At 43.6% G+C, this 24,932-nt stretch carries 20 protein-coding genes and 1 pseudogene; 17 read left to right on the top strand and 4 right to left on the bottom strand.

Features of this window, described 5'->3' with window-relative positions; all coding sequences use genetic code 11:
* Window positions 1-116 precede the first annotated feature (116 nt).
* From RIE73_RS33725 to RIE73_RS33655, 15 genes are all read left to right on the top strand, one after another.
* Window positions 117-947: a hypothetical protein gene (locus RIE73_RS33725; RefSeq protein ID WP_446405324.1), complete on the top strand. Its 831-nt coding sequence runs from the start codon at window positions 117-119 to the stop codon at window positions 945-947.
* Between the two features lie 222 nt (window positions 948-1,169).
* Window positions 1,170-2,951, top strand: a complete 1,782-nt coding sequence (gene ggt / locus RIE73_RS33720; protein ID WP_446405323.1) for a gamma-glutamyltransferase — start codon at window positions 1,170-1,172, stop codon at window positions 2,949-2,951.
* Window positions 2,952-3,411: 460 nt separating this feature from the next.
* On the top strand, window positions 3,412-4,176 hold the full coding sequence (locus tag RIE73_RS33715; protein ID WP_446405322.1) for a hypothetical protein: 765 nt from the start codon (window positions 3,412-3,414) through the stop codon (window positions 4,174-4,176).
* Window positions 4,169-5,248, top strand: a complete 1,080-nt coding sequence (locus tag RIE73_RS33710; protein ID WP_446405321.1) for a pentapeptide repeat-containing protein — start codon at window positions 4,169-4,171, stop codon at window positions 5,246-5,248. The genes RIE73_RS33715 and RIE73_RS33710 overlap by 8 nt, the downstream gene beginning before the upstream one ends.
* A gap of 417 nt (window positions 5,249-5,665) precedes the next feature.
* On the top strand, window positions 5,666-7,027 hold the full coding sequence (locus tag RIE73_RS33705) for a lipopolysaccharide biosynthesis protein (RefSeq protein WP_446405320.1): 1,362 nt from the start codon (window positions 5,666-5,668) through the stop codon (window positions 7,025-7,027).
* Entirely contained in the window at window positions 7,024-7,851 is an 828-nt protein-coding gene (locus RIE73_RS33700; RefSeq protein ID WP_446405319.1) for a class I SAM-dependent methyltransferase, read from the top strand. The genes RIE73_RS33705 and RIE73_RS33700 overlap by 4 nt, the downstream gene beginning before the upstream one ends.
* A 45-nt stretch (window positions 7,852-7,896) precedes the next feature.
* A complete protein-coding gene (locus RIE73_RS33695) occupies window positions 7,897-9,024 on the top strand; it encodes a glycosyltransferase family 4 protein (RefSeq protein WP_446405318.1) in 1,128 nt (375 codons plus the stop codon).
* A gap of 154 nt (window positions 9,025-9,178) precedes the next feature.
* The gene (locus RIE73_RS33690) at window positions 9,179-9,853 is read left to right on the top strand and encodes a class I SAM-dependent methyltransferase (protein WP_446405317.1); all 675 of its coding nucleotides are present in this window, start codon (window positions 9,179-9,181) and stop codon (window positions 9,851-9,853) included.
* Between the two features lie 44 nt (window positions 9,854-9,897).
* The gene (locus RIE73_RS33685) at window positions 9,898-11,007 is read left to right on the top strand and encodes a glycosyltransferase family 4 protein (RefSeq protein ID WP_446405316.1); all 1,110 of its coding nucleotides are present in this window, start codon (window positions 9,898-9,900) and stop codon (window positions 11,005-11,007) included.
* A gap of 9 nt (window positions 11,008-11,016) precedes the next feature.
* The gene (locus RIE73_RS33680) at window positions 11,017-13,671 is read left to right on the top strand and encodes an IS4 family transposase (protein ID WP_446405315.1); all 2,655 of its coding nucleotides are present in this window, start codon (window positions 11,017-11,019) and stop codon (window positions 13,669-13,671) included.
* A gap of 35 nt (window positions 13,672-13,706) precedes the next feature.
* A complete protein-coding gene (locus RIE73_RS33675; RefSeq protein WP_446405314.1) occupies window positions 13,707-14,540 on the top strand; it encodes a glycosyltransferase family 2 protein in 834 nt (277 codons plus the stop codon).
* A gap of 15 nt (window positions 14,541-14,555) precedes the next feature.
* Window positions 14,556-15,302, top strand: coding sequence for a class I SAM-dependent methyltransferase (locus RIE73_RS33670; protein WP_446405313.1), 747 nt, complete (start codon window positions 14,556-14,558; stop codon window positions 15,300-15,302).
* 19 nt (window positions 15,303-15,321) lie between these two features.
* The gene (locus RIE73_RS33665) at window positions 15,322-16,440 is read left to right on the top strand and encodes a glycosyltransferase (RefSeq protein ID WP_446405312.1); all 1,119 of its coding nucleotides are present in this window, start codon (window positions 15,322-15,324) and stop codon (window positions 16,438-16,440) included.
* Between the two features lie 253 nt (window positions 16,441-16,693).
* A complete protein-coding gene (locus RIE73_RS33660; protein WP_446405311.1) occupies window positions 16,694-17,365 on the top strand; it encodes a hypothetical protein in 672 nt (223 codons plus the stop codon).
* Between the two features lie 305 nt (window positions 17,366-17,670).
* The gene (locus tag RIE73_RS33655; RefSeq protein ID WP_446405310.1) at window positions 17,671-18,849 is read left to right on the top strand and encodes a glycosyltransferase family 4 protein; all 1,179 of its coding nucleotides are present in this window, start codon (window positions 17,671-17,673) and stop codon (window positions 18,847-18,849) included.
* Window positions 18,850-18,892: 43 nt separating this feature from the next.
* Here RIE73_RS33655 and RIE73_RS33650 read toward each other — a convergent pair whose 3' ends face one another.
* Window positions 18,893-20,977: a tetratricopeptide repeat protein gene (locus tag RIE73_RS33650; RefSeq protein ID WP_446405309.1), complete on the bottom strand. Its 2,085-nt coding sequence runs from the start codon at window positions 20,975-20,977 to the stop codon at window positions 18,893-18,895.
* A gap of 535 nt (window positions 20,978-21,512) precedes the next feature.
* On the opposite strand from RIE73_RS33650, the pseudogene RIE73_RS33645 reads away from it, so the two are divergent.
* A pseudogene (locus RIE73_RS33645) lies at window positions 21,513-21,990 on the top strand (IS1634 family transposase); the annotation flags it as partial.
* A 198-nt stretch (window positions 21,991-22,188) separates the two neighbouring features.
* On the opposite strand, the gene rpsF reads toward RIE73_RS33645, so the two are convergent.
* Window positions 22,189-22,518, bottom strand: coding sequence for a 30S ribosomal protein S6 (gene rpsF, locus RIE73_RS33640; protein ID WP_446405308.1), 330 nt, complete (start codon window positions 22,516-22,518; stop codon window positions 22,189-22,191).
* A gap of 296 nt (window positions 22,519-22,814) precedes the next feature.
* On the opposite strand from rpsF, the gene RIE73_RS33635 reads away from it, so the two are divergent.
* Window positions 22,815-23,606 (top strand): fumarylacetoacetate hydrolase family protein, encoded by a 792-nt coding sequence (locus tag RIE73_RS33635; protein ID WP_446405307.1) that lies wholly within the window; start codon window positions 22,815-22,817, stop codon window positions 23,604-23,606.
* 110 nt (window positions 23,607-23,716) lie between these two features.
* On the opposite strand, the gene RIE73_RS33630 is transcribed toward RIE73_RS33635, so the two are convergent.
* The gene (locus tag RIE73_RS33630; protein WP_446405306.1) at window positions 23,717-24,193 is read right to left on the bottom strand and encodes a Tic20 family protein; all 477 of its coding nucleotides are present in this window, start codon (window positions 24,191-24,193) and stop codon (window positions 23,717-23,719) included.
* Window positions 24,194-24,358: 165 nt separating this feature from the next.
* Window positions 24,359-24,556: a hypothetical protein gene (locus tag RIE73_RS33625; protein ID WP_006102198.1), complete on the bottom strand. Its 198-nt coding sequence runs from the start codon at window positions 24,554-24,556 to the stop codon at window positions 24,359-24,361.
* Window positions 24,557-24,932 lie beyond the last annotated feature (376 nt).

Genomic DNA, 24,932 nt, shown 5'->3' with positions numbered 1-24,932 from the left:
AGGTGGACACAATAAAAGTCTGAGAAGAAGTAACTTTAGCTTGGCGATAAAACTTGACATAAAAACAAAATAATGCTAAATATCATGTATATCTCCAGTTAAATTTGGAGGGGGCTATGGGTATCCGACGACGAATCCGCAAAAAACGGTCTGGGGAAGACGAGTTTATTCCAGCACCGAGTTCGTTACAGACGCGCTCCTTCGGGAAGGGTATCCAAGCCAGACAAGCTAAGTTACCTGCAACCAATCTCTTGGAAACACGCCCCTTTGGTTCCCCCAAAAAGGCATCCACTTCATCTCAGGAAACCGCAGATATCCAGACGCAACTGAAACAAGCCGAACGTTTTGGGTATAACGCGGCAAATATTCCAGTATTCCCACCCAAGAAACCGAAAAAGAAACCGAAAAAATCAAAAGAGAAAGCGTCTCATCCGGATCAAATCGTCACCCATAACCATCCCGGTGGAACGCCTCTGAATCAGGATGACATTGTATCGGCAATTGAAAAAGACACCAAAGAGGTACAAGCCGTGGGTCATTATGGTAAATTTAGCCTACGGCGTCAGCAGGATACCTGGCAAATCAGTCAAGAGCAAGTCGCCAGGGCGTATGCTCAAGGGGTTGAGCAGTGGTTGCGAGAATGCCCACAGGAACTAACGGAACATTATCCGGCGAAAAAGGATATCCCGCAAGCGGGAGCAACCTTTAAACAGGATTTGTTTATGGCAAACTATTTTGCCTGTAAAATCTTGGCAGAACAAAGTCGAGGTGCTGTGGTTGATGAACATCCTGATGAGAAGGAACTAATCCAAAAACGGGCGAATCTATACCGCGAGAGAATTGTTGTCCCGCTTAAGCGCACTTCCCCGATCAACCCTAATCCGGCGGGTACGAGTCAGGGGACAAAGCTGCAAGCCCCGAAACTGATGAGCGATCGCCTAGAATAGTCATTTGGTTGCGATCGCGCTTTTTTTGTATTATATATCTTTATGCTCAATGGCGGGTTGGGTTGAATCCTTATCGGTGAGCAAGGGCAAGTTTTATTGTTCATTTATCGGTAGGGAGGGCGGGTTTTGTTGTTTATTTATCGGTGAATATCGGAATTGAATGGCTAAACCCGCCCCTACAATTTGTAATTCCTGCCTAAATCTCTCTATTCTATTCCAATTGTGAAACGTTTTCAGCAAAGCATAAAAATACTCACTATCCGAAATTATCGCTTTTCTCGCTATCCGAAACAAATCCTGATTCTCTTGGCTACAGTCAGTCTGATTTGCACTCAGGTTATCGCTCAAGATGTCCCCATTTATAGCCCCAGGGATATCTTTCATCCGGTTATCGCGGAAAATGGTATGGTTTCCTCTCAAGAACACTATGCCACACAAGCAGGTTTGGCTGTGTTAAAAGAGGGTGGAAATGCCATTGATGCTGCCGTCACCATGGGATTTACCATGGCGGTTACATTACCCAGTGCGGGAAATATTGGCGGCGGTGGATTTATGCTTGTCCATTTAGGTGATGACAATCAAACCATTGCCATTGATTATCGGGAAAAAGCCCCAAAATCCGCCACTCGTGATATGTTTCTGGATGAAACCGGTGACGTTGATCCTGAAAAATCTCGCCATAGTTATTTAGCTGTTGGTGTTCCGGGAACCGTTGCTGGGTTAACTATGGCATTGGAAAAATACGGGACAATTTCTTTAGCACGGGCGTTACAACCTGGGATTGAATTAGCCGAAAATGGGTTCCCCGTTTCCGAATATGTGCATCGTTCCTTAGTTGCTGTGAAAGAACGGATGCAAGCCTATCCTGCAAGTATGGCAATCTTTTATAAACCAGGAGGAGAACCTTATCAGATTGGTGAAACTCTGGTGCAAAGAGATTTAGCGCAGAGTTTGAGATTGATTGCTAGGGAAGGATCAAAGGCATTTTACCAGGGTGCGATCGCCGAGGCAATTGTGGCAGAGATGGAAGCCAATGATGGCTTGATTTCTAAGGCGGATTTAGCCGAGTATCAACCCGTTATCCGAGAACCGATTCGCGGTACTTATCGCGGCTATGAAATTTATTCTATGCCACCACCGAGTTCTGGCGGAATTCATTTGGTACAATTGCTGAATATTTTGGAAGCATTTCCTCTGGGAGAATTGGGACAAAATACCGCCCAAACGATTCATTTACTCACCGAAAGCATGAAACTGGCGTATGCGGATCGGTCGAAATATTTAGGGGATACTGATTTTGTGTCTGTCCCGATTTCTGGATTAATCTCTAAATCCTATGCCGAACAGCTACGCCGCAAAATTAATTTAACTCAAGCAACGCCGAGTCAAGATATTGCTCCGGGTAATCCTAATGTGTTTATAGAAAGTAACAATACCACTCATTATTCAGTTATAGATAATCAGGGTAATGCTGTGGCAAATACGTATACTTTAAACTTTAGTTATGGCAGTAAAATAACGGTTCCGGGGACAGGGATTCTGCTCAACAATGAAATGGATGACTTTTCCGCCAAGCCCGGAGTCCCCAATGCGTTTGGTTTAATTGGTGGAGAATTTAACGCCATTGAACCGGAAAAACGAATGCTCAGTTCCATGACACCAACGATTGTCTTAAAAGATGGGAAGCCGTTTCTGGTGACGGGAAGTCCAGGAGGGAGTCGGATTATTACGACGGTGTTACAGGTTATTTTAAATGTAATTGATCATGACATGAATATTGCTGAAGCAACGAATGCCGTTCGGGTACATCATCAATGGCTTCCGGATCAGTTGATGATTGAACCCGGATTAAATGGAGATACGATGCGTCTGTTAGAGGACAAAGGACATCAGATTACCGTCACCAATACCATGGGAAGTACCCAAAGTATTATGTTAGTTGATCAAAGTTTAAACGGTGCATCTGACCCCCGACGTACTGGTGCTTTAACCTTGGGATATTAAGTGCTGTTGTTAGGGTTCTATTTGACTTGCCCACCTCAAGTTAAAAATAGTGTATCCCATCCGTAGGGGCGCAATGCATTGCGCCCTTTATTGAATTGCGCTGTTGACCCCAGTCATTCAACAGATGCCCAACATGAATATCGGTGTCGGTGGGTTAGGTTGGATAGTTAATAATTGAATGGTTATCGCCTCAATTCAAGTCCCGCCTAACCCACGATGGCGGACTGACACAGCTAAAATTGTGGATTAGACTTTACCATTGAATAGGGCGCACGTCTGTGCGCCCCTACGGTTTCCGGGCGTAATTCTAATTCATCAAATAAGGTGTGCCACGCCACTACTCTTTTAGATATGGCGGATTTTCAGCCAGGATTTAGTTACCTAATGTTACGCTGGCAAAAAACTGAGTCCCAGGTCATGTAGGGTTATAGATGAACCCCTACTCAGTTGGTGTTCGGTAATGCCTTCCTCGATTTCTCCTTTATCTCAGCCCGAACCGGAAAATACATGTCCGGATTGTCTGTCTATGACATTGGCAGGCATTCTGGTACAACCTGTAGACCATCCTGACTATCTGGAGTTTCTGCAACCGTTCCCAACTCCACAAATTGACCTGTACTTAACCCTTAAGTTTAGCCAGCAGTGGGAGTCTCTACCTCAAGGACGGGTTCAGTTTGGACTCAAGGGAGGAGCATTGCGGCTGAGGGTAGAAGGGGGTGAGATTCCTTATGAGTCTCGGATCATGGGTTCTCTGGAATTGGGTGTACCAACGGTGGAGACGGATTCTCCAGCCAATGGTTCAATCCGCGATCGCACCTCATCCGAGTTCGATATGCCCACCCTTGATCTACAGGGAAATGGAGCAACCGGACAACCGTCACTAAACGGGGAACCTAACCATTATTCCATTTGTCACATTACTACAAAAGTGACAGAAGACAACCCCGCCTGGATTTTTGAAGAAGAACGGGGACAGCCTGTTTTAAATGGCTGGCTTAACCAGGTCAAACTCGGTACATTGAATGTCTCTACCCTTCCCTGTCGCCTGGACGCCACATTTGAAGTATCGCGACGAGATATTTGTTTGACCAATGTAGACCGATTGTGGAGTCCGGAGATTAGTCGCAATAAACGGGCGGTGCTGGACAGAGTGATTATTCAGCAGTTGCTGGAACGTAAGTTTAAGCCCTATCTCAGTCGAGTTGAGTTGCATTATCATGGATGAACGTCTTTTTTTCCAACTTCAAGCTCTGATTCAGAAAGTTGTCGCGGCAGAAACTGACAATTTAGCTCAACTGGCGGCGATGGTGGGTCTGAATTTGGCACGGGATTTCGCTGAGTCTAATCTCAGAGATACTCATCTTAGAGGGGCTAACTTGGTGAAAGCCAATCTTAGAGGAACGGATTTGCACGGCGCTAACCTAATTAAGGCGAGGCTGTGCGGGGCAGATTTGCGCGGGGCGGATTTGATTCAGGCAAATCTGTGCGGGGCGGATTTGAGAAAGGCGAACCTGCGCGGTGCGGTGCTGTGGAATGCGGATCTGACTCAGGCAAACTTAGAGGGGGCGAACCTCACGGATGCCAATTTAGGCGGGACAATCTTAAACTACGCCAATTTGAAGACGGTTGATTTGAGAGGCGCTCATCTTTACCAGGCTCGCCTTTATGCCGTTAACTTGAGTGACGCTAAACTTAGAGGAGCAAATTTGGGGAATACTGACCTGAGAGAGGCTAACCTTAAGGACGCCTATATGATTCGTGCTTATTTGGGAGAGGCTAACTTGCAAGGTGCAGATCTCGACGGCGCAAATCTAAGTGAATCGGATCTGAGTCAGGCAAAACTCAACCGTGCTAAATTACGGAATACTCAGCTACGGAATACGGATTTCAGCCTTAGCGATTTGAGTCAGGCGACGCTGATTCGTGCCAATGCGAGCCATGCTCACCTGATTCGGGCTAACCTACAGGGGACGGACTTAATTCGCACGAACCTCACCGGGGCTGATTTACAGGGGGCGGATTTGAGTCTAGCTGATCTGAGTCTGGCTAACCTTTACTTAGCCAACTTAGGCAATGCCAACTTAATTCGCGCCAATCTGAGCATTGCTGAACTCGGCGGCGCTAATCTGAGTCGAGCCAACTTAACTCAGGCAGATTTAAGAGGAGCAAATGTGGAAAATGCTGAGTTTGATCGCAATCCGGGATTGTCTGGTGATATGAAACGGGTGTTGAAACGGCGCGGCGCTATCTTGGCTGAGGTGAGGAGCGATCGCGTGGGGGCGTTGGTGTCTCGGTAACTGGATGCGATCGCTCTTTTTCCCAGGTCGGGCGATCGCGAAATTACTGGTAAGTCCTCATTGTCCCTACTGTGATCGAGGGTCTATAGGAGCACACATTTTCCCATGATAAAAAAATACCTTAAACAACAAAAAAAGTCAATGACTACTATTTTTCTAGCTAAAGTCGAAAATCATTAAATACTACAAACGTACTTAATGACCCAATTTCCTGAACTCGCTCTGGGGCTAATTTGACAAAAAAACGGCTTCATGCATATAAGATTCCTGGATGGGTGTTCTAGGGATATGAAACGGGTGTGGAAACGTTGAGGAGCAATCTTGGCACAGGTGATTGGCGATCGCGTGAGTGTATTAGCTAAGACAATCTCTTTCATTCTTACCCTTTTCCCCGGTCATCTTTTATAATTCTGGGGAATGAGTAAACAAAGATTATGGACGCTAGGTAAAACCTTATGGGCGAAAGTCATAGGGCGAAAATTTGTTCGTGATGTTGGCGTACTGACGATTGCCAACCTATTAGGAGCGCCTCTAAGTTTTCTTCAGGGTATCTTAGTCGCGCGTTGGCTCGGACCAGAACTCTACGGCATTGCTGCATTGGTAATGAGCTATCCCGCTTTGGTTTACACGTTTTTTGATGCCCGTTCGGCTGAGGCATCGGTTAAATACCTTAGTGAGTTTCATGCCGCAGGCGATCGCGAATCGGCACTAGCAATGTGCCAACTGGGATATATCATCGATTTAGCGATCGCGACGTTAGCGTTTTTGCTGGTGTTAGTTACGGCGAGTTGGGCAGCACAAGCGGTGGCTCATCAACCTGAATCAGCAGGACTGATTGTCGTTTATGCAGCTGCCTTTATCCCCCAAGCCTTAGTGGGAACCTCCCAAGCCGTGATCACGACGCTGGGAAAATTTCCTTTGCGGGCGGGAATTGACAGTCTGATCAAAATTCTACGAGTCCTATTGGTGTTAGGTCTAGTTTTAGCAAATTGGCAGGTAGCCGGGGTTATTTGGGGGAGTGTGATCGCCACAGGAGCAACGGGATTGTTGTACGGGATCATGGGCTGGCGGCTAATCTACCGCCATTGGGGGGCGTTCCCTTTGCAAGGAAAATGGCAAAACCTCAAAGGCAGGCGTCGAGAAATTTTTCACTTTCTCTTCTACAATGAACTGAATGCCTTATTAGGCATGATTCCCAAACAAGTCGATGTATTACTTTTGGGGTATTTTCGCAATCCCACAGAAGTTGGCTACTACAAATTAGCCAAGAGTCTATCTAGCCTGGTGAACTATCTGGTAAAACCGTTGCAATCCGTAACCTATCCTGAATTAGCCAGACTTTGGAGTTTAGGGGACAGACAGGCTCTGGGCCAAAGAGTCCAGCGTTTGGCTCTCCGAGTTGGCATCCCGCTAGCTGTTACTGTAATAGCTAGTACCTGCTTAATTCCATTGGTTTTACCATCCATACTAGGGGCGGCGTACTTACCAGCAGTTAGCGCCACCCAACTGTTCTTCATTGGCTCGGCGATATGGTTAGCATTTTTTTGGCTCAGACCCCTGTTTTTGGCGATGGGAAAAATGCGGTTTTGGGTGAGTAATTCAGCGGTGGTTGTAACGCTGACATTATTGGGTTTTGCTGTAGCCATCCCCACCTGGGGCTATCTCGGCTTAGCATGGGTGTGGTTGATTGTCGGGGGTTTGGGCGGTCACCTGTTGGCAACTGCCTATTTCCTTCACACTTGGAAAATGACGAATGGATATTCTGAGGAACCCAAATGAGTACCCAAGTCAAGCAATTTTACGAAACGTATCATGATCAGATTACGGATAAGCGATTCAATTCTCCCTATTGGCTGCGTCGTTATGCTCACCGCCAGATTCACGCTCAGTTTTTACCCTATCTGCAACCTGGACAACGAGTGCTAGACGCAGGATGTGGAGAAGGGGTGCTAAGTTGTCTAGCGGCACAGCAGGGTGTGGACGTTGTGGGAATTGATATCTCCCATCCGAATATTGAGGCGGCTTGTTGTCTGGCAAAAATGTGGAATGTGACTGTAGAATTTTTACAAGCTGACGCTGAGCATCTACCGTTTCCAGATAATAGCTTTGATGTGGTACTGAGTTCCCATGTACTGGAACATCTACCCAATTTGAATCAGGGATTGCGTGAGCTGTACCGTGTAACTCGAAATTTAGCGTTAATTGCCATGCCAACGTGCTTAAATCCAGCCTGTTGGGTCTTACTGGGAGGTGATAATTATTGGAAAGTAGGACGACGCACACCCCTTGCTTTACCTGTCGGTCTATTCAAAACTGTAGCCGCGTGGGTCAACGGTCAAGAAGGTCCTGATCAAGGCTATGCTGGGAACAAGGAACTGCCTCATATTTGGCGATTTCCCTGGGTAATGCGTCAACACATTAAACGTGCAGGTTTCCAACTTGAAACCTTTGAAGCCGGACCTTTGATTGCTCCCTATTTAGCCCACTATATTCCCCACCTCCAAGGACTACAAGTAAGTCTGGATCGGTATCGGGATCGCCCCTTATTGTGTAACTTTGGTTACGGCAGTATGGCAGTATGCAGAAAGCCAGGAAGCCATTAGCACCATGATACTATTCTTTTACTCATCCAAGGCTGAGAAAGCGTAATGAAAGTGGCTTTTATCACGACTAATTTATCTCAGGATAACGGTTGGGGACGTTATTCCTATGAGATTATTAAGCGAATGCCTCAGCATGGAGTTGAGCCTGTCGTCTTAATTATGTCATCGGCTCATTGTCCGGATTTAGAAAAAATTCAAATTCATCCCTTTCTATCGTCTTTTGCGGATGGGATTTTGAAACCAATAAATTTAGCTATAGACTTTTTTACAGCTAAAAAGCTAGTCAAAGACTGTTCTATTATTCATTGCTTAGCTGAACCTTTTATTCCGTTAGCTTATCTATTGGCTAAAAATGGAAAATCGTTAATCATCAATGCGGTGGGAACCTATTCAGTTGCTTTGCTGAAAAAGAGATGGGGCAATTTTTATCAGCAGGCATATCTTTCAGCTACTTTTATTTTGGCTATTAGTCGATATACGGCGATGCGATTGACTAATGCAGTACCGCAGATTGCCGACAAAATCAGGGTAATACCACTCGGCGTTAGCGTCAATAATCAAAATGATAAACCACCTTCTAGTCAATTTCGCGAAAATGCTTTTCTAATGGTTGGTCATGTCAAATCGAGAAAAGGAACACTACAGGCTGTTAAAGCAATGGCAAAAGTTGTCCAGAATTTTCCAGATGTAAAACTTTTTATTGTTGGTCCTATTTCAGATGCTCAATATGTTCAACAGGTAAAAGTAAATGTGTCGAAAAATAAACTGGAAGATAATATTATTTGGTTGGGAAAAATATCACAAAAAGAATTGAATTCCTATTACAATCGTGTACGGGGTTTAGTTATGCCATCTATAAATATAGGCGATAGTTTTGAAGGCTTTGGTCTCGTTCACTTAGAAGCTAACGTCTTTGGAGTTCCAGCTATCGGTTCATTAGATTGTGGGAATGAAGATGCTATTAGAGATGGTTACAGTGGCTTTTTAGTCGAACAAGGGAATATTCAGTCGTTATATGAGGCAATGATAAAATTACTAAATTCTGAATTTCATTGGAATTTTATGTCACAAAAATCTCTGGATTTTGCTCGAAGTAAAACCTGGAAAAAAGTAATTAAATCATATAGTTTGACCTACAAATTAACTCAAACTATTATTAATAATAGTAAATAGTTTTGTTGGTCGAGCATTCTATGTTGTTAATAACAATAAACTTTAAACTTTTGTTTTTATTTGTACACAGAATATCTTTATTAGTGCTTTTATTTGTTACACAGGATAATATTTTTTCAATTAAATTAGATTAAAATATCAACAATTTTGCTTTATGAAAAACAATGTAGATGTATTTCTAAAAAAAGCTTCTAAGGTTTTTTCTCGTAAAGGCATTTATCCTTTTCTAAAACAAGAGTTTTCTGAAATTAAACCTGGTGCTAACGTCTTTCTTATTGGTGCAGGTGGCTCGATTAATGAGCTTTTACGTCAATATGCAAAGCAGGAAAATTTTAGAGTTACATCTTTTGATATAGATCAAACTAAATCACCGGATATTTTAGGAGATATATGTACTTATAAATTTAGTCAATATGAACTTTTTGATTATGTAGTAGTTAGTGAAGTACTGGAACATATCCATTCCCCTCATTTAGCAATCAACCAAATCTATAGAATTTTAAAGGTAAATGGTAAGTTAATTCTAACAGTGCCTTTTATATTCCCAATTCATGAACGCCCTGTTGATTACTATCGTTATACGAAGTATGGGTTAGAATTTTTATTAAGGGAATTTAAAGATATAAGAATTGAAGAAAGGAATTCTTGGGCTGAAGCAATTAATGTTTTAACCGTTAGGCTGATTATGGAAAAGCATATTACTACTCGATTTGCAGCTTCGTTTTTTATTGGTCTAGCTTATTTACGAATGCCTTTAATAATGCTAACGGCAAAAATTATTCCTACAGATTTTATGACAACAGGTTATCTAGTAACAGCAAGAAAATAATTTAAATCACCGAAACATTAAAATGAATTAATATTAATATAAATATGAAAATAATTTATATATCAAATTCAATAATACCTTCCCGCACTGCTAACAGTATTCAGGTAATGAAAATGTGTCAGGCTTTTGCAGACAACGGTAATGAAGTGTTACTGCTTTATCCAAGTCACATCATCAGCGAATCCGACATAACTAATATTTATGAATACTATGGTGTAAGGGAGTGTTTTCAATCTCTAAAATTACCCTGTATAAAAAATAAATTTGGATTATATTTATATGAAATTTTAGCTGCCATAAAAGCCAAAAAACGGCTACCTCAATTAGTTTATACTCGTTCATTACGTAGTTGTTTTTTTTGTAGTTTAATCGGATTAAATTCCATTTATGAAGCGCATAAACTTATCTATAAAAAAATAATTTTATGTTTTTTATTAACAACAGTCAAATTAAAATACTTTAAACATTTAATTGTAATTTCTGATGCCCTAAAACAGGACTTTCAAGGTCAATATAATATACCAAATTGCAAAATTACTACTGTTCATGATGCTGCTGATGAACCCCGACAATATGAAAAGCTAAAACTTGATCAGCCGAATAGATTCACAGTAGGGTATGTCGGTCACTTATATTCTGGAAAGGGAATGGAGTTAATTGCTGAATTATCAATAAGGTGTTCCTGGGCAGATTTTCATATTGTTGGTGGTACTAACTCTGACCTAGATTACTGGAGAGTTAAATTAGACCATTTAAAGAATATATATTTTCATGGGTTTATTCCGCCAGCAGAAACTGAAAAGTATCGTCAATCTTGTGATGTTTTGATTGCACCTTACCAGCGTCATGTATCAGTGTTTGGAGGTGGCGGTGATGTGGCGCGATGGATGTCACCTCTGAAAATCTTTGAGTATATGGCTTCAGGTAAGGCAATCATCGCTTCAGATTTACCTGTTTTACGAGAAGTGTTAATCCATGAAGTAACAGCTATTTTGTATGAACCAGAAGATATCGAAGCTTGGGTAACTGGCTTGATAAATTTACGTGATAATGCTAAAATGAGGAATTCTATCGGAAAACGAGCTAGGGAAGAATTTAAAAAAAAATATACATGGAAAGCTAGAGCAGAAAAAGTCCTTCAAAGCCTAACTTGATTTACATTTATGATTAATTATTTTATATTTTTATTGTTTATTTTATTTTTAATTTTATCGGCATTATTTTTAAGATCAACAGTAGAGTTTGTTGGGATTATCAGCTTTATTATTTTAGCAACGACTACTTTATTAATATCTTATAAATACCCAAAAATTAAAGTCCCGTTACTCGTTGGATTTTTGACTCGTGGATCACTTGCATTGGTCATTGTATACTTATCATTTCAGGGAAACAATTTTTTGGAAGACGATGGGTTTCAGCGGTTAGCGGAATTTTGGTCAAGTTCGGGTTTTCCAGGTGTTTTAGAGTATTTCCGAACCGGAGCATTTATGTATGCTTGGTTTATGGCTACTTTATATATAATTACTGACAGCACCAGTTCTTTAATGATTCAGGCAATTAATGTACTGTTGGGAACTTTATTAATTCTTAATGTCTACCTGATTACTAAAATTGTTTGGAGTGAACGTCCTGCTATCTGGGCAGCATGGGTTTGTGCCTTATTTCCTACTTTATCACTTTATTCGGCATGGAGAGTTCGAGAAGCGCTTCTAACTTACTTATTCACACTAAGTATCTACCACTTTTTAGTCTGGCTGAAGCGGAGTAAGGCTCAATCATTTATTATCGGTTTCTCTGTCATGATTCTGGCTTCAGTGCTACATACAGCATTTTTTGCTGGAATCGTTCTTTATGCTGGCTTTCCCATCTTTTATTCTGCCAAAGCTTTTCTCAAAAAGAGGGGAGGTCGTCTCATTGGCAATACCCTGATTGCTTTAATTGCGATAGGAGGTCTGGGATTAGTGATATGGTCAGGAGTAGCATTTGGGAAAATACAGGATTTAATTCAGTCGGGAGATTTAGCTATAATAGCTCACAAACAAGAATCTAGAGCCTTAGCGGGTCGGGCAGGTTATCTGCCCGATTTAGTTATTCGCTCACCCACAGATTTTTTCTGGCAAGTTCCCCTGCGACTTGTTTATTTAATTCTTACTCCTTTTCCCTGGATGGTGAGTAATACTAAAGATATTATTGGACTAATTGATGTTGGGATTTATGCAGGCTTTATTTTATTAATTATTAAAAATAGCAATCGATTAAAACGAAGCAATGTTGCGGGTTCTGTACTAATTTTCTGTTTAGGCATAGCTTGCGTATTTGCTTTGGGAACGTCTAATTACGGGACAGCAATGCGTCATCGCTCTAAGGTAGCGCCTTTATTGATTGTATTAAGTGCTGGTTTTATCTCCCCAAAAGAAGCAACCCAGCAGCCGTTTCCCAATTTAACTTCTTGGTCAATGACCCCAGGATTCTATATTCAGGAAAAACTCCCCTCTGTTTCTACACCAGATAACTACAGTGGGGTTCAGACTAATCGTCCTTCTCAACAGACAGCTTATCAGGGAGTCTTAACCCAGATCCATCAGTTGCTTACTCCTGCTGTCTTTAACCAATACGCTTACTATTACTCACTAGGAGGAAAAGGACGAATTTTAACCCTGCCTCTGATGACGGCAGCCGGATTATTTTTATTATGGCGAAATGTTTATTCCGTACAGAAACTGGTTAAGTTTTTAGCCCAAAACGATTTACTCTGGTGTCGAGAATTTAGCCTATCTCAAAGAGAACGTATAAACCGAATTTTATTGATGCCTGCTGAACTATTGCAGCGTGTATTTAAAGATATATCGCCTCAGTTAATCCAGCGATGCTATAAACGAAAAAAACGTCCTTTACCGCCGACAATTTCTCTGGGTCGTCAGCACTTTGAACAAATTTGGTCAGTAGATCACTCTACCTTAGAATTATTGGGATCTAAACTCAATACTACTCAGCCTCCGTCTAATATGCAATTATCAAAAACTATCTGCACGGTGGTCGATCTGCCCACTCGAATACCCATTAAAGTATGGTTTTCTCCCACAATTAAAGTTGACGACGCCAATCTTACTCAGAAATTACTCAATCTAGTTCCAGCGAAAACCTTACTGATTCTTGATCGAGGTTTTAATCATGTCCAGGTTTTGAGTGGTTTAATGGCGAAACAGATAAATTTTATTACTAGGCTTAGATCTCATAAATTATTTCAGGTCGAACAAGTTTTGACTTCAACCTATCGCGTGAAAGATCAAATCATTTCTATTAAAAGTAGTCAAACGCTGACGTCTCACCTCAAGCTGCGCCTAGTACAAATCCGCCATAACCAGCATTGGTATACTTTTCTCACGTCTGTATTAGACCCGACTATCTTACCCCCCTATGTTGTCGCTGATCTTCATCGACGAAGATGGCGACTGGAGAATGTCTTGCAAATCGTTAAACAGCTATTAGGATTGAATTACTTGTGGACAGGTACAATGAATGGGATACAAGTACAAATCTGGGCGAGTTGGTTATTTTACTCAGTACTAGCGGACTTAGGAGATGCCATTGCTAATGAATTAGGGATTCCATTTGAGCGTATTTCTCTGAAAAAAGTTTTTTGGGGGCTTAACCGATTTAACCAAGCTTATGCCGAAGGTAAGACCATTAACCCCGTTGTGTATTTTGTGACTGATAACCATCAAGATTTCAGTGTAGTTAAGCCGATGAGCCAGCCGACTCCCATTATTGATTTATCTCCTTACCCTACGAGCTTTACGAGACGACAATCTTCTTGAACGATCACCTTTTTTCACCCTTTATTTTAGCACAGATGAATTCATCAAACCTCAGTGTAGTCACAACCGTCTATAATGGTGAACTCTACTTCAATCGCGCTGTGCCTAGTATTTTACAGCAAACTTATACCAATTTTGAATTTATTATTGTTGATGATGGCTCAACTGACTGTACCGCCCAACAGCTTAGAGAATTCACTCAAAATGATCAACGTGTGCGTGTCCTGAGTCCTGGGCGATTAGGACGCAGTCAAGCCCTTAACTATGCAATTGAACAGAGTCAAGCAGACTATATTGCTATTCAAGACTTTGATGATATCAGCTATCCTGAACGGTTACGTTTACAGGTCGAGTTTTTAGAGGCGCATCCTGATGTCGGGTTAGTCGCTTGTCACTACGTTTTAGTGGATGATAATCGCCAAGAACAGTATATCCGAATGCCCGCTACAGAACATCAGCAACTGGTTCGGACAATGGCTAAGTGTGTTCCCTTTGCTCATACCCTGGTTACCTATAGAAAAAAAGCCTGGATGCAAGCTGGAGGATATCCAGATGTAGATAGTATGGTTGATCTTCACTTATGGATTGCCTTTGTCCGTCTGGGTTGGCGACTCGCAACTATTCCTCAAGTCCTCGGTGAACATTGGGTACACCCAAACAGTTTTTGGCATCAACAGTTTAACTATATAAAACAGCAACAAAAATTAGCCCGAATCCAATGGCAGGCTATTCAAGACCTTAGTTTACCATTATGGATGGGAGTGTATCCTCTTGGTCGATACTTATATTCCTATATGCCCAAAACGCTCAAGCGATATGTTCGACGTACTTTGGCTCAATCTAAAGAAGAAGATATGGCAAAGCGATAGAGTGCTATTGACCCGATGAATCCACGAATTACTGCTGCAAAAATGCCAGAAATTATCCCTCATTTGAACTACGAACTCAAAACGTATCAGTCTCAGCGCATTCATCAGGCGATGCTTCAGGCAATATGTTCCTTAGTTCGTCTAGTTTTAGAACAAACAAATCAGCCGTCAATAAGTATCCTAGATGTAGGATGTGGACGGGGAGAACTGTTACAATATCTTGTTCAAATTCCCCAGGTTTCAGTGCAAGGGATTGATCTCGATCCTACCTGTGTTGAACTATCCCGTCAATTTGCATCTTGTCGTGTAGGTTCAGTTGAAGCATTAGATCAATATTACTCTCCGGACAGCTTCGATCTCGTCATTGCCTCTCATGTTCTAGAACACGTCCCAAACCCGACTATCGCACTTTTACAGCTAGCTTCAGTGAGTCGAAATTGGGTATTGATTGCTCTTCCTAATCCTGTTAGACCCTCTAGACTGCTTCAATACTTAAAGGGTAAACTTCATGCCGATCATCCGACTCATTGTCAAGTTTGGGACCCTGGTCATCTTGCGAACTTTATTGAGACATTTGGTCATTTAAAAATTTATCAGTGGCAGCCCGATATTGTAACTGTCATTCCCGGACGATTATTGTCTGTGCCATTATTGCGTTTCATTCTAAAACCTTTAAGTCTGGCAGAGACGACACTGTTCACCGGGTTATTCCCTCTCTTTTCATCAAGTCTAATTGTGCTAGCAGCCAAACATCGTGATTAGGGTTAAACAACGAATTTTAATGTTGTCCACTTGTATGGGACTCGGTGGTGCAGATCAACAGATTTTGTACCTTGTTCGTACTTTACTCAAGCGGGGATACGCGATTCAGATTGTGTCGATGACACCGTTGGGGGCCATGGGCAAAGAAGCTCAATCAGAGGGTTTACCCATTCAAAGCCTTAATATGAAACGGGGTGTACCCGACCCCAAAGCAATCTTCAAACTTGCCAGAATACTGAATCAATGGCAGCCTGATATCCTCCACAGTCACATGGTACATGCTAATTTTCTGGCACGGGTGAGTCGATTGTTTTCTCATGTACCTGTGTTAGTTTGTACAACATCCAACATTAACGAGGGAGGTCGATGGCGAGAATGGGTCTATCAATTGACTGACTTTCTCTGCGACATCACCACTCAAAAAAGTCACGCTGGAGCTGAGCGATATGTGAGCATCAAAGCTGTACCAAGAACAAAACTTAGGGTGGTTCCCAACGGCATAGATATTCAAAAATTTAAACCCAATCGAGAAGCCAAGCAACGCCTACGACAGGAGTTAAGTTTAGAGGGGAAATTTATTGGCTTAGCCGTAGGGCGATTTCGTCCACCCAAGGATTATCCGAATTTACTCCAAGCCTTTAGCCGAATCAAAGCAACTTCTATCAATACAGTGTTAACTCTTGTTGGCGAGGGAAGTCTTAAGCCAGAGATGAAAGCCTTAGCTAAAACTCTTGGCATTCATGAGCAAGTCAAATTTTTGGAACCGAGACGAGATATTCCTGATTTAATGAATATTGCCGATTTCTATATCATGTCTTCGGCGTGGGAAGGAATGCCAATGGTACTTTTAGAAGCGGCATCGGTTGGACTACCAATTGTGGCGACTGATGTAGGTGGTAATCGGGAAATTGTATTGGATGGAAAAAATGGTTTCTTGGTTACCCCTCGCCATCCAGACGCTTTAGCGCAAGCGCTGGAACGGATGATGAATTTATCTCCACAAGAGCGTCAACAAATGGGGCAGTTTAGTCGAAAGCATGTAGAGCTTAATTACAGTATTGAGCGAGTTGTAGATAGGTGGGAAGCACTCTACCAGCAGTTGCTAGACAAAACCAGCTCACAGGATCAGGGGGTATAGCTGGGCGCCCCGAAAAATAATCTATGTTACAGCCAAAATGATATCTGCGAGTCTCAAGGAAAATAATCTTTAGTTAAAATTTTTATCGGAGCCTGTCAACCGTGAAAACCCCTAGATAGGCTAGTTGAGTAGGGAGATTATTTCCGGAATTTGACTGACGACTTCTGGTGTATCTATCAAATAGTATGAAGTTGATCAGGCGACTTTTTAATCTTAAAGGCATGTAACGTTCAATCACGAATTATAAATAAAAATGAAAAAAATATTACTTTTTAGTGCTGAAGTGATACTTCTTTGCAGTACTGCTGTTCCAGCCCAAGCTACTATACTTAACGTGAGCCAGGGTGGACAGATTATTACTGCCCCCAGTTCCGTCTCCTACAATTTTCCAGGATATGAACATCCAAATTTCATGCTCGGCTTCTCCGAAAAGCAAAACGTTAAGCTCTCTTCCAATCTCGCCATTGATGGTGGCTTCATCGCCGCAGGGCAGCTAGTGAGTAGCCACATGATCTTCCTGAATACTCCAGGTTCTCGGCGGTTAGCGTTATCGAATATTAACTGGACTTTTGACAGCACAATTCTGGGCGTAATGTCGGATGGTAACGGTTTATTAGAAGCAGCGAGTAATACTCTGTTGGGTGTTCCTCATACGTTCTATCCTGGTAGCTTTACGCAACGGGGTTTAGAATGGAGCCGCCAAGAAAATTACTCTGGAGTTGGTTCTAATGTGTTGACCGTATCAATGAAGACAACTACACCAGGCGACTGGATTAGAGTCGTCACCCAAGCAAAGCCGATACCTGAACCGACATCTACTTTGGGTTTATTGACAATATCTTTGGTGGCTAAGGCAGTCCTGAAGCGTACACGTAAGCCCAGTGATCTTACATCGCTCCCCCAAAACAGTCCTGACATGCGTTAGCGGCTCATCTTCCTGTGGAGATGAGAATACGACGGTTGAGCAGCTTACCTTATCGGACTAAAACTATCCTCCTGTAGATAGAGTTCTTTTTACAAACCCTTATGCCACATTTCGATCATTGAGTCGCAAGACTTGACTAGCCGTCACCCAATCCAAAATACTGATGCCTGATGGAGGCAAGCGCTATATACATCACCCAGATAGTTGTATTTCTTCCAGACTCTTCACCAAACCCAGGCAAATGCTTATACTGGAAGATAACTTAGCGATGCCATTCACCTATCCATATTAGTAGGATATGTCGTGTGAAGTTCAAGCATCGCCCCAAAATTTTGCTGGTCGCTAACACGGGTTGGAATCTTTACAACTTCCGCTTACCCTTGGCTCGATTTCTCCGTCTACGAGGAATCGAGGTTGTTTTTGTTTCTCCCCCCGATACCTACGTACACCGACTGCAAGCCGAAGGATTTCGCTGGATTCCGTTGCGCCTGACTCGGCGCAGTATCAATCCCCTAGTCGAACTCCTGACCATTGGTCATTTAACCCGGATTTACTGGCAAGAAAAGCCCTCTATTGTCCATCACTTTACGCTCAAATGTGTTCTTGTGGGAACGATCGCGGCTAAGCTGAGTGGTACAACTGGGGTGGTGAATGCGATTACGGGATTAGGGTACATTTTTAGTAGTAGCGAGTGGAAGGCTCGGATCTTGAAACTCATCTTCATTATCGTCGGTAGATGGGTATTGAGAGCTCGCAGGGCAATGATTGTGTTTCAGAATCAGGATGATCGGCAAGTTTTCACCACCCTGAAGCTGACTAATCCCTACCGAACTGTACTGATCAGAAGTTCGGGTATCGATTTGCAGCGCTTTTCACCGCCACTTCATCAGCCAGATGTTTCGTTGACGCCAGTCGTCCTGCTTGCTGCCCGCCTAATCACAGAAAAAGGTGTTATAGAATACGTAGAGGCTGCCCATATTCTCAAAGCTCGTGGCGTTCGGGCAACGTTTCAGATCGCGGGTGAGCCTGATCTGGGCAATCCTGCTTCCATTTCTCCAACCACTTTACAACACTGGCAACGGGAAGGAATCGTTGACTTGCTGGGTCATCTGGAGAACATTGAACAGTTCATTGCTCGTTCAACCCTGATCGTATTACCCTCCCATGGTGGCGAGGGTGTTCCTCGCATTTTACTAGAAGCGGCGGCGATGGAAAAACCCTTGGTCGCCACTGATGTCCCTGGCTGTCGAGAGGCAATTGATCCGGGTAAAAATGGCGTTTTGGTTCCGGTAAAGGATGCGGCGCGGTTGGCTGATGCGATTGAGATCCTCTTAAACGACGCCAATTTGTGCCAAGCTATGGGAGTCGCTGGACGAGAAAAAGTCTTGCGAGAGTTTGACGATCGCAGCGTGATTCAAAAAACAGCCCACGTTTACCAAGCGATAGGTGTACCACTATTGCACGTTCAACAAACCTGTTGTTGAACAGCCTAATGCCGTGCTTCCCTCATCTCCCCCACACGCCCCACTACAGGCGTGGCAAAATTTCCGGTAAAAGCTGACCGGGTACTTTTGAGAGTGCCAGATTTTGCCCGCTAATCCCTTGCTCCTGGTAGAACGTGCGAATGGTTTTAATTATATAGTCCAAGGAGGTTTGGTAAACCTCTGATCGCGCCGCCACTCCCATACAGGCTTGAACGTGCTGATGGAGGGCGGTTTGTAGATGGTGGGATTGATCCTCTTTCCCTGCACCTAAAGATGGTTCGGTGGCAAACTGGTAATGAGCCAGTCCCAAATTATTGCGCGTGGCGATCAGATCAAAATTAACCGATGTCGGTGGATGATGCTGCGCCAATTCCTCCGCTAAGGCGATCGCCACCTCGTAAGCCGCGATACAATGGCGTAAATAGTCTGCCCGTCGCTGGGGATCTTCCACACAGCGATCTGCCAAATGCCAATAAGCAGTACCCAAATTATTCTGAGTCGCGGCACAAGCAGCCGGAGCCACCTCTGGAGTACGATAGGTTAATGCATCTTGATAAGCAATCACCGCTAACTCCAGCCAGGTTTCCGGTTGTTCGTACTGTGCCAGATTCCAGTAAGCTGTGCCTAAGTTATTTTGAATCATCGCCCAATTCGTAGCATTTGAGCGACTGTTGTAATAACACAGAGCTTCCGCATACGCCCCAATTGCTGCCTGTAAGTTATTGACAGGAGAATGATGTTGTGCTAAATGCCAATACGCCGTGCCTAAATTATTTTGGGTGGAAGCATATTTGAGCGGATCATGTTCTGGATTACGATAGCGTAATGCTTCTTCGTAGGCTCGAATCGAGAGTTCTAGGTTATCGGCTACATCGTTATAGCGAGCTAAATCCCCATAGGCTGCGCCTAAATTATTTTGAATCATGGCGTAGGTTTGGGGCGCATCTTGAGCCGTTAATTTAGTTAATGCCAATTGATAGGCTTGAATCCCCTGTTCCAGATAAGATAGGCGCATGCTCGTATCCTGGGGAGATCGAGAAAGCATCCAATAGAGATTTCCCAAATCATTCAGAACATCCGCCACGTAAGGCGATGTATCATCTAACCATTGCAACGCTTGCTCATACGCCTGAATCGCGATCGCTAAATTTTCTTCTGAGGTGTCTCCTTGTTCAATCGCATGACGATAATGATTCCCCAGTTGTAAATATGCCTCAGCGGGCGACGCGGTTTGGGGGGGATTTGGGGATTCCGTTGATGTATCAGCAGGATGTTGGGATGTAGGAGGATTCTTTTGTGGTAATGGTGTTTCTTTCATCTCCAAGTCCACAGCCCCCAGCATCCCTTTGCTATTCGGGTTAGCACCAGACTTCCCGTTAGTCGAGGCGATAAGGGGTTCAACCTCCTCGCTAGAATGTCCATTGTTGCCCATACTATTCTGGAACAACTGCAAATCCAGATTTTCGTCCACTTCCTGCGTCAGCACCGTCTGCAAGGTTTCTTGGAACGAGGCTGTTGTCTCCTCTGTCTCCTGAGTCGTCACCGCCGTGGGAGAGGCTTCCGGTTGAGTCGCGCCAACGGGGGGGAGTGGGGTGGGTTCCCCTTCAAACTCAAATACCCCAGTACGCCACCGCCAAAATTCCGGTACAGACTGGACAATGGAATGAAACCAAGGGCGGGGTAGCCAGAGTAACACATTGGCGTTTAACTGAGGCAAATAGCGCTCAATGGACTGTAAACGCCGGAGAAACAGTTGCTGTACCGTTGGCGATTGACGGGTTAAGCGTTCAACACCCAGGATTTGGAAACTGGGAGGAGATGTAGTGATCGAAGAATGGCGATTTTGAGCCAACCAGGTAGAAATTTGGGCAAAGGGATGGGGATCATTGACATTAATGTTCAGGCTGACTAAATTAGTAGAGCTTGAACCATGAGCAGGCGCGATCGCAGAGGTTGTCCCCAACTCCCCATGGAGTTTACCCGCCAAACGATTCCGTAGACTCAGATCATCACAAATCGCCACAAAAATTTGACGGCGTAATCCGAGACTGAGAGCAAGTTTCAAGCGTTTATAGATTTGCCGATTCCAACTCGAAATTTTTGGGGCAACAGTATCCGTTACAGTCATGCTGGGAGAGTCCAGGAGCGTCGGGCAACAAGAGTGGAAGATTTAGGGCAAAGACTCGATTGTAACAACGAGTACTGATGAGCGCGAATTGGGCAGAGTAGCGATCAAACCTGAATGATGAACGATAAGAAAATCGCGATTTTATTTTAGAGGATGTTTAGGTCTACCTACCTACTCGTTGCATAATCAGTAGTTGAGAGTAATCTTAATATGACTCTTCCTACTATTGTTGCCTAAGTCAGGACTTATTGGGCTGCTCAGCACCTGGAAAGAGTGGGCAATGACAGTGAAGCGCCAAACTAAGCAGTTTGACGCCTTAGTGAAGTGGTGCGCTAGTCGGGTTGCTTACCGATCAGGCTAATGATTCTCCTCACTACATCCAAGAGGAGAAAACTGACATCTACACTCGTGTCGTTTAATCTGCTCGGCGACAACTACGATCGCCAGTGGTGCGTAGTGATGTTTTACACCGTGCGGCGGTAGAGCTTCAGGATCGTCAGTTGAACCGGGCCATTCCACATCACCTGTAGCCGTGCGAGCGGGAATAACGAAAATATTTACAGCAGTATCCCTAAAAGCGACACATATTTTTCAAGTAGAAATGAACAGCGTTCATATAGATGGAAGTTCAATGTCAGTTCAAGGAGAGTATGAAACAAAGGAAAAAAGTAGTGAGAGAATTGAAGGAGAAGCGCAAGAAGTAGAACCCGAAATGAAAGCCATAGAAATAGTTCATGGATATTCGAGAGATACGCAGACCAGATCTGAAACAATTTATCATTGACATGATTGTAACCGGAGATGGAGACGTGCCGCTGTATCTAAAAGTCGATTCCGGAGATGTCGATGATAAAAGTGTATTTGTCGAAAGATTGAAAGAGTTTAAAAAACAGTGGACATTTTCGGGAATATACGTGGGAGATAGTGCCTTGTACACAGCGGATAATTTATCAGCGATGAGAGGAATGAAATGGATAACAAGAGTGCCGTTAAGTGTGAAAGAAGCAAAATCGTAGTCAATTGTTTTCTAAATGAAGTTTTGCAAAGCATTTTTTGATCATATACCCCTCCACAGGATACCTCTGGAGGGGGGACTTGGGTCGCTCTCTTAGAACAGCTAAGGGACTTACGACTTAATAATGTCCCAAGGAAGCTTGGCTGAGTTGATGAATTCAGCTTTCCTCACTGGTACTTTATTTTTTCGCCGCTCCCTAAGCTTCTACCTCAACCGGTTCGGGTTGGGGTTCGGGGGGAAGTTCCTGTTTCAGCGTCAGATAACGAATCACCTCATCTCCATAGCGCATCGCTCGCTGAATCTGCGTCACATGAGTCGGGGGCGCTTTATAGTTCATTTGGATGTAAACGCCTTCGCGGTGTCTGTCGATGGGATAAGCCAAACGACGCTTACCGCGATGTTGAATTTCAATCTGATCCCCGCCTTGCTCTTGCAGTAGATCTTTATATTTGGTGACGGCTTGGTTAACCTGCTCCTCTGACAAATCAGGACGCAGGATGTACATCATTTCGTAACTATCGCTCACAAATGGTCTTCTCCTTATGGACAATGGGGCTTCTTTTGCGGACTCGGCATAGCCACGGCTGATAATTGGCACACTATCCCGGTCAAAGAAGCAAGGACACGAGCTGACTTAACCGCTCTATTCTATGCTGAATCTGGGTTTTTCCCTCCTTCTAGGCTGAAGGTAGACAATCGACCCAGATTACACTCTTGCAATTTTACTATTTTTTGGTATTAATTCTAGCTAGCTGCCAGGGTCACTCAAAACCCCATATCAGTAGAACTCTCTCATTCAATTACCAAGGAATCTCTAACATCATGGCGCAGCGCTATGTCCGAATTAAAACGGCTCAAGGGCAAACCTACTATGGTTTGCTGCAACTCAACCGCAGTATCCAAGTTTTAGATGCACCGCCTTGGCTACAGGGTCAACCGACTGATTTGGAGTTGGTGCCGGATAGTTATACCTTGTTGGCTCCCTGTGCGCCATCCAAGATTGTCGCCGTCGGGAAAAACTATATGGATCACGCTGTCGAAATGGGAACCCCGGTTCCCCAAGAACCCTTGCTGTTTCTCAAACCACCGACAACTATCACGGCGGCGAATCGAGACATCCAGTTTCCACCTCAGTCAAAACGGGTGGACTATGAGGGAGAGTTGGCGCTGGTGATTGGCGAACCTTGTGTAGACTGTACCCCCGAACAAGCCCAGGGAAAAATTTGGGGGTATACGATCGCCAACGATGTTACCGCCCGTGACTTACAAAAACAAGATGGTCAATGGACTAGAGCAAAGGGATTTAATACCTTTTGTCCCCTCGGACCTTGGATTGTACGGGAATTGAGTGCGGCAGCCAAATTACAGACATTTTTAAATGATGCACCTGAACCTGTACAATCGGCGTCCATTGATCAAATGGTATTTACCCCAGACGTCTTAGTCTCCTATATTTCTCAGATTATGACTTTGCTTCCCGGAGATGTAATCCTGACGGGTACGCCACGAGGAATTGGTCCGATGCAAATCGGCGATCGCGTCCGTGTGGAAATTGAGGGGATTGGTCATTTAGAAAACACGGTTGTCCCTCGCCCTACACCCGTCACCCTTTAAGCCAGAATCAGGGAGACACGATAACTTTAGCCCTATTTTTATCTCGATCTAAGTGCTTTGATGGAAATAAACGGTTTTTCAATCGTCCTCAAACCCTGACCAATGACCAATCATCGAACTTGGGCGTAAACTGCCTCCGAGAGTGTAGGAATTTCAGCGTAGCGACCGAGCGATGATTGCACGATTGAGTAGAAGCAAGCCGCCAGTGTCCCTAAAAAGATCACATTGTTTAGGGTTTCCATGAAAAAACTATCCCCCAGTCCTCTGCCCAGAATATCTATGGCAAAACTACAGAGAACTAAAAGAATATCTAAAAGAATTGCCTGCATTGTATTAAACCGAATAAAATGAGCAATTCTTTCATTCCTGACCACCGCTAAGAACAAGACGAAGAAAACAATGAGTCCGATAAATGGATTACTGTAGTAAATAGACATTAAAGGTTGTAATGGTAAATAGATAAAACCTAGTACGGGAAATTGGAGCAGTAAGGTAAGACCAAACTGAAACCCATAAATTAAGGGCAGCAGATAGGGCAGCGCTGCAAAAATTCGCTCTTTAACTGTTGTTGAGCCGCGCCAAGTCATCTTTAACGTCTCCTTGTTGGGGTTCAAATCGCTATCTAACTATTTTCAGGATAACGTAGGTGACCCATTTCGATGACCGTTGTCATCTGTCAGGGGTCTTATGTCAGGATTTGAGGACGATTTCCGACCGGGAAAATAGTTCAGTGGATTATCCCCAATGCTAAACTATTCAAGGTTGGCGATGCGGAAACCCATTTCACACTCATATTGCTCCGGTTGATGGGGGGTGAGTTTACGAATGGCATGACCACATCCCAGCTTACCCCGACGCCAACGGGGTTGACCCTTGCTGTCAGCCAGCAAACAGCTTTGACAAACTTGAGTTGGGGACAAAATTTGCTCTTCGGTAAGAATAACTAACATAGGACGCCTCCGGTCAATTCGACTAGACCGCTAATCCCATCTTAATTTACGTCTCTAGCTAGAGGCTCTAGATCAACACAGAGCTTAACTTTAACAGGCAATATGGTAAAACTTGTTATGAATCCAACTGGACGGCAAAGCATCGTAAGGTTGATAACAGAAAGCTAATATGATACTATATGCTCATATTTGCTTACATTTAATTACATGGGCGATATTCCTTTGAGAGAAGCCGTTAAGCGACTTGGATTACATAAAAACACGAAGCAGGAAGTAGGCAGATAATGGCAGCATTCCCTCTATACGCAACAGAGCCGGACAAAGGCTTTTTGATGTCGAAGCCTATCTGGGAGCAAGTGTTGGAAGCGCCACTGTT

The sequence above is a fragment of the Coleofasciculus sp. C1-SOL-03 genome, assembly GCF_040220555.1.
Lineage (GTDB): Bacteria > Cyanobacteriota > Cyanobacteriia > Cyanobacteriales > Coleofasciculaceae > Coleofasciculus.
This window is presented reverse-complemented; position numbering and strand designations above follow the sequence as displayed.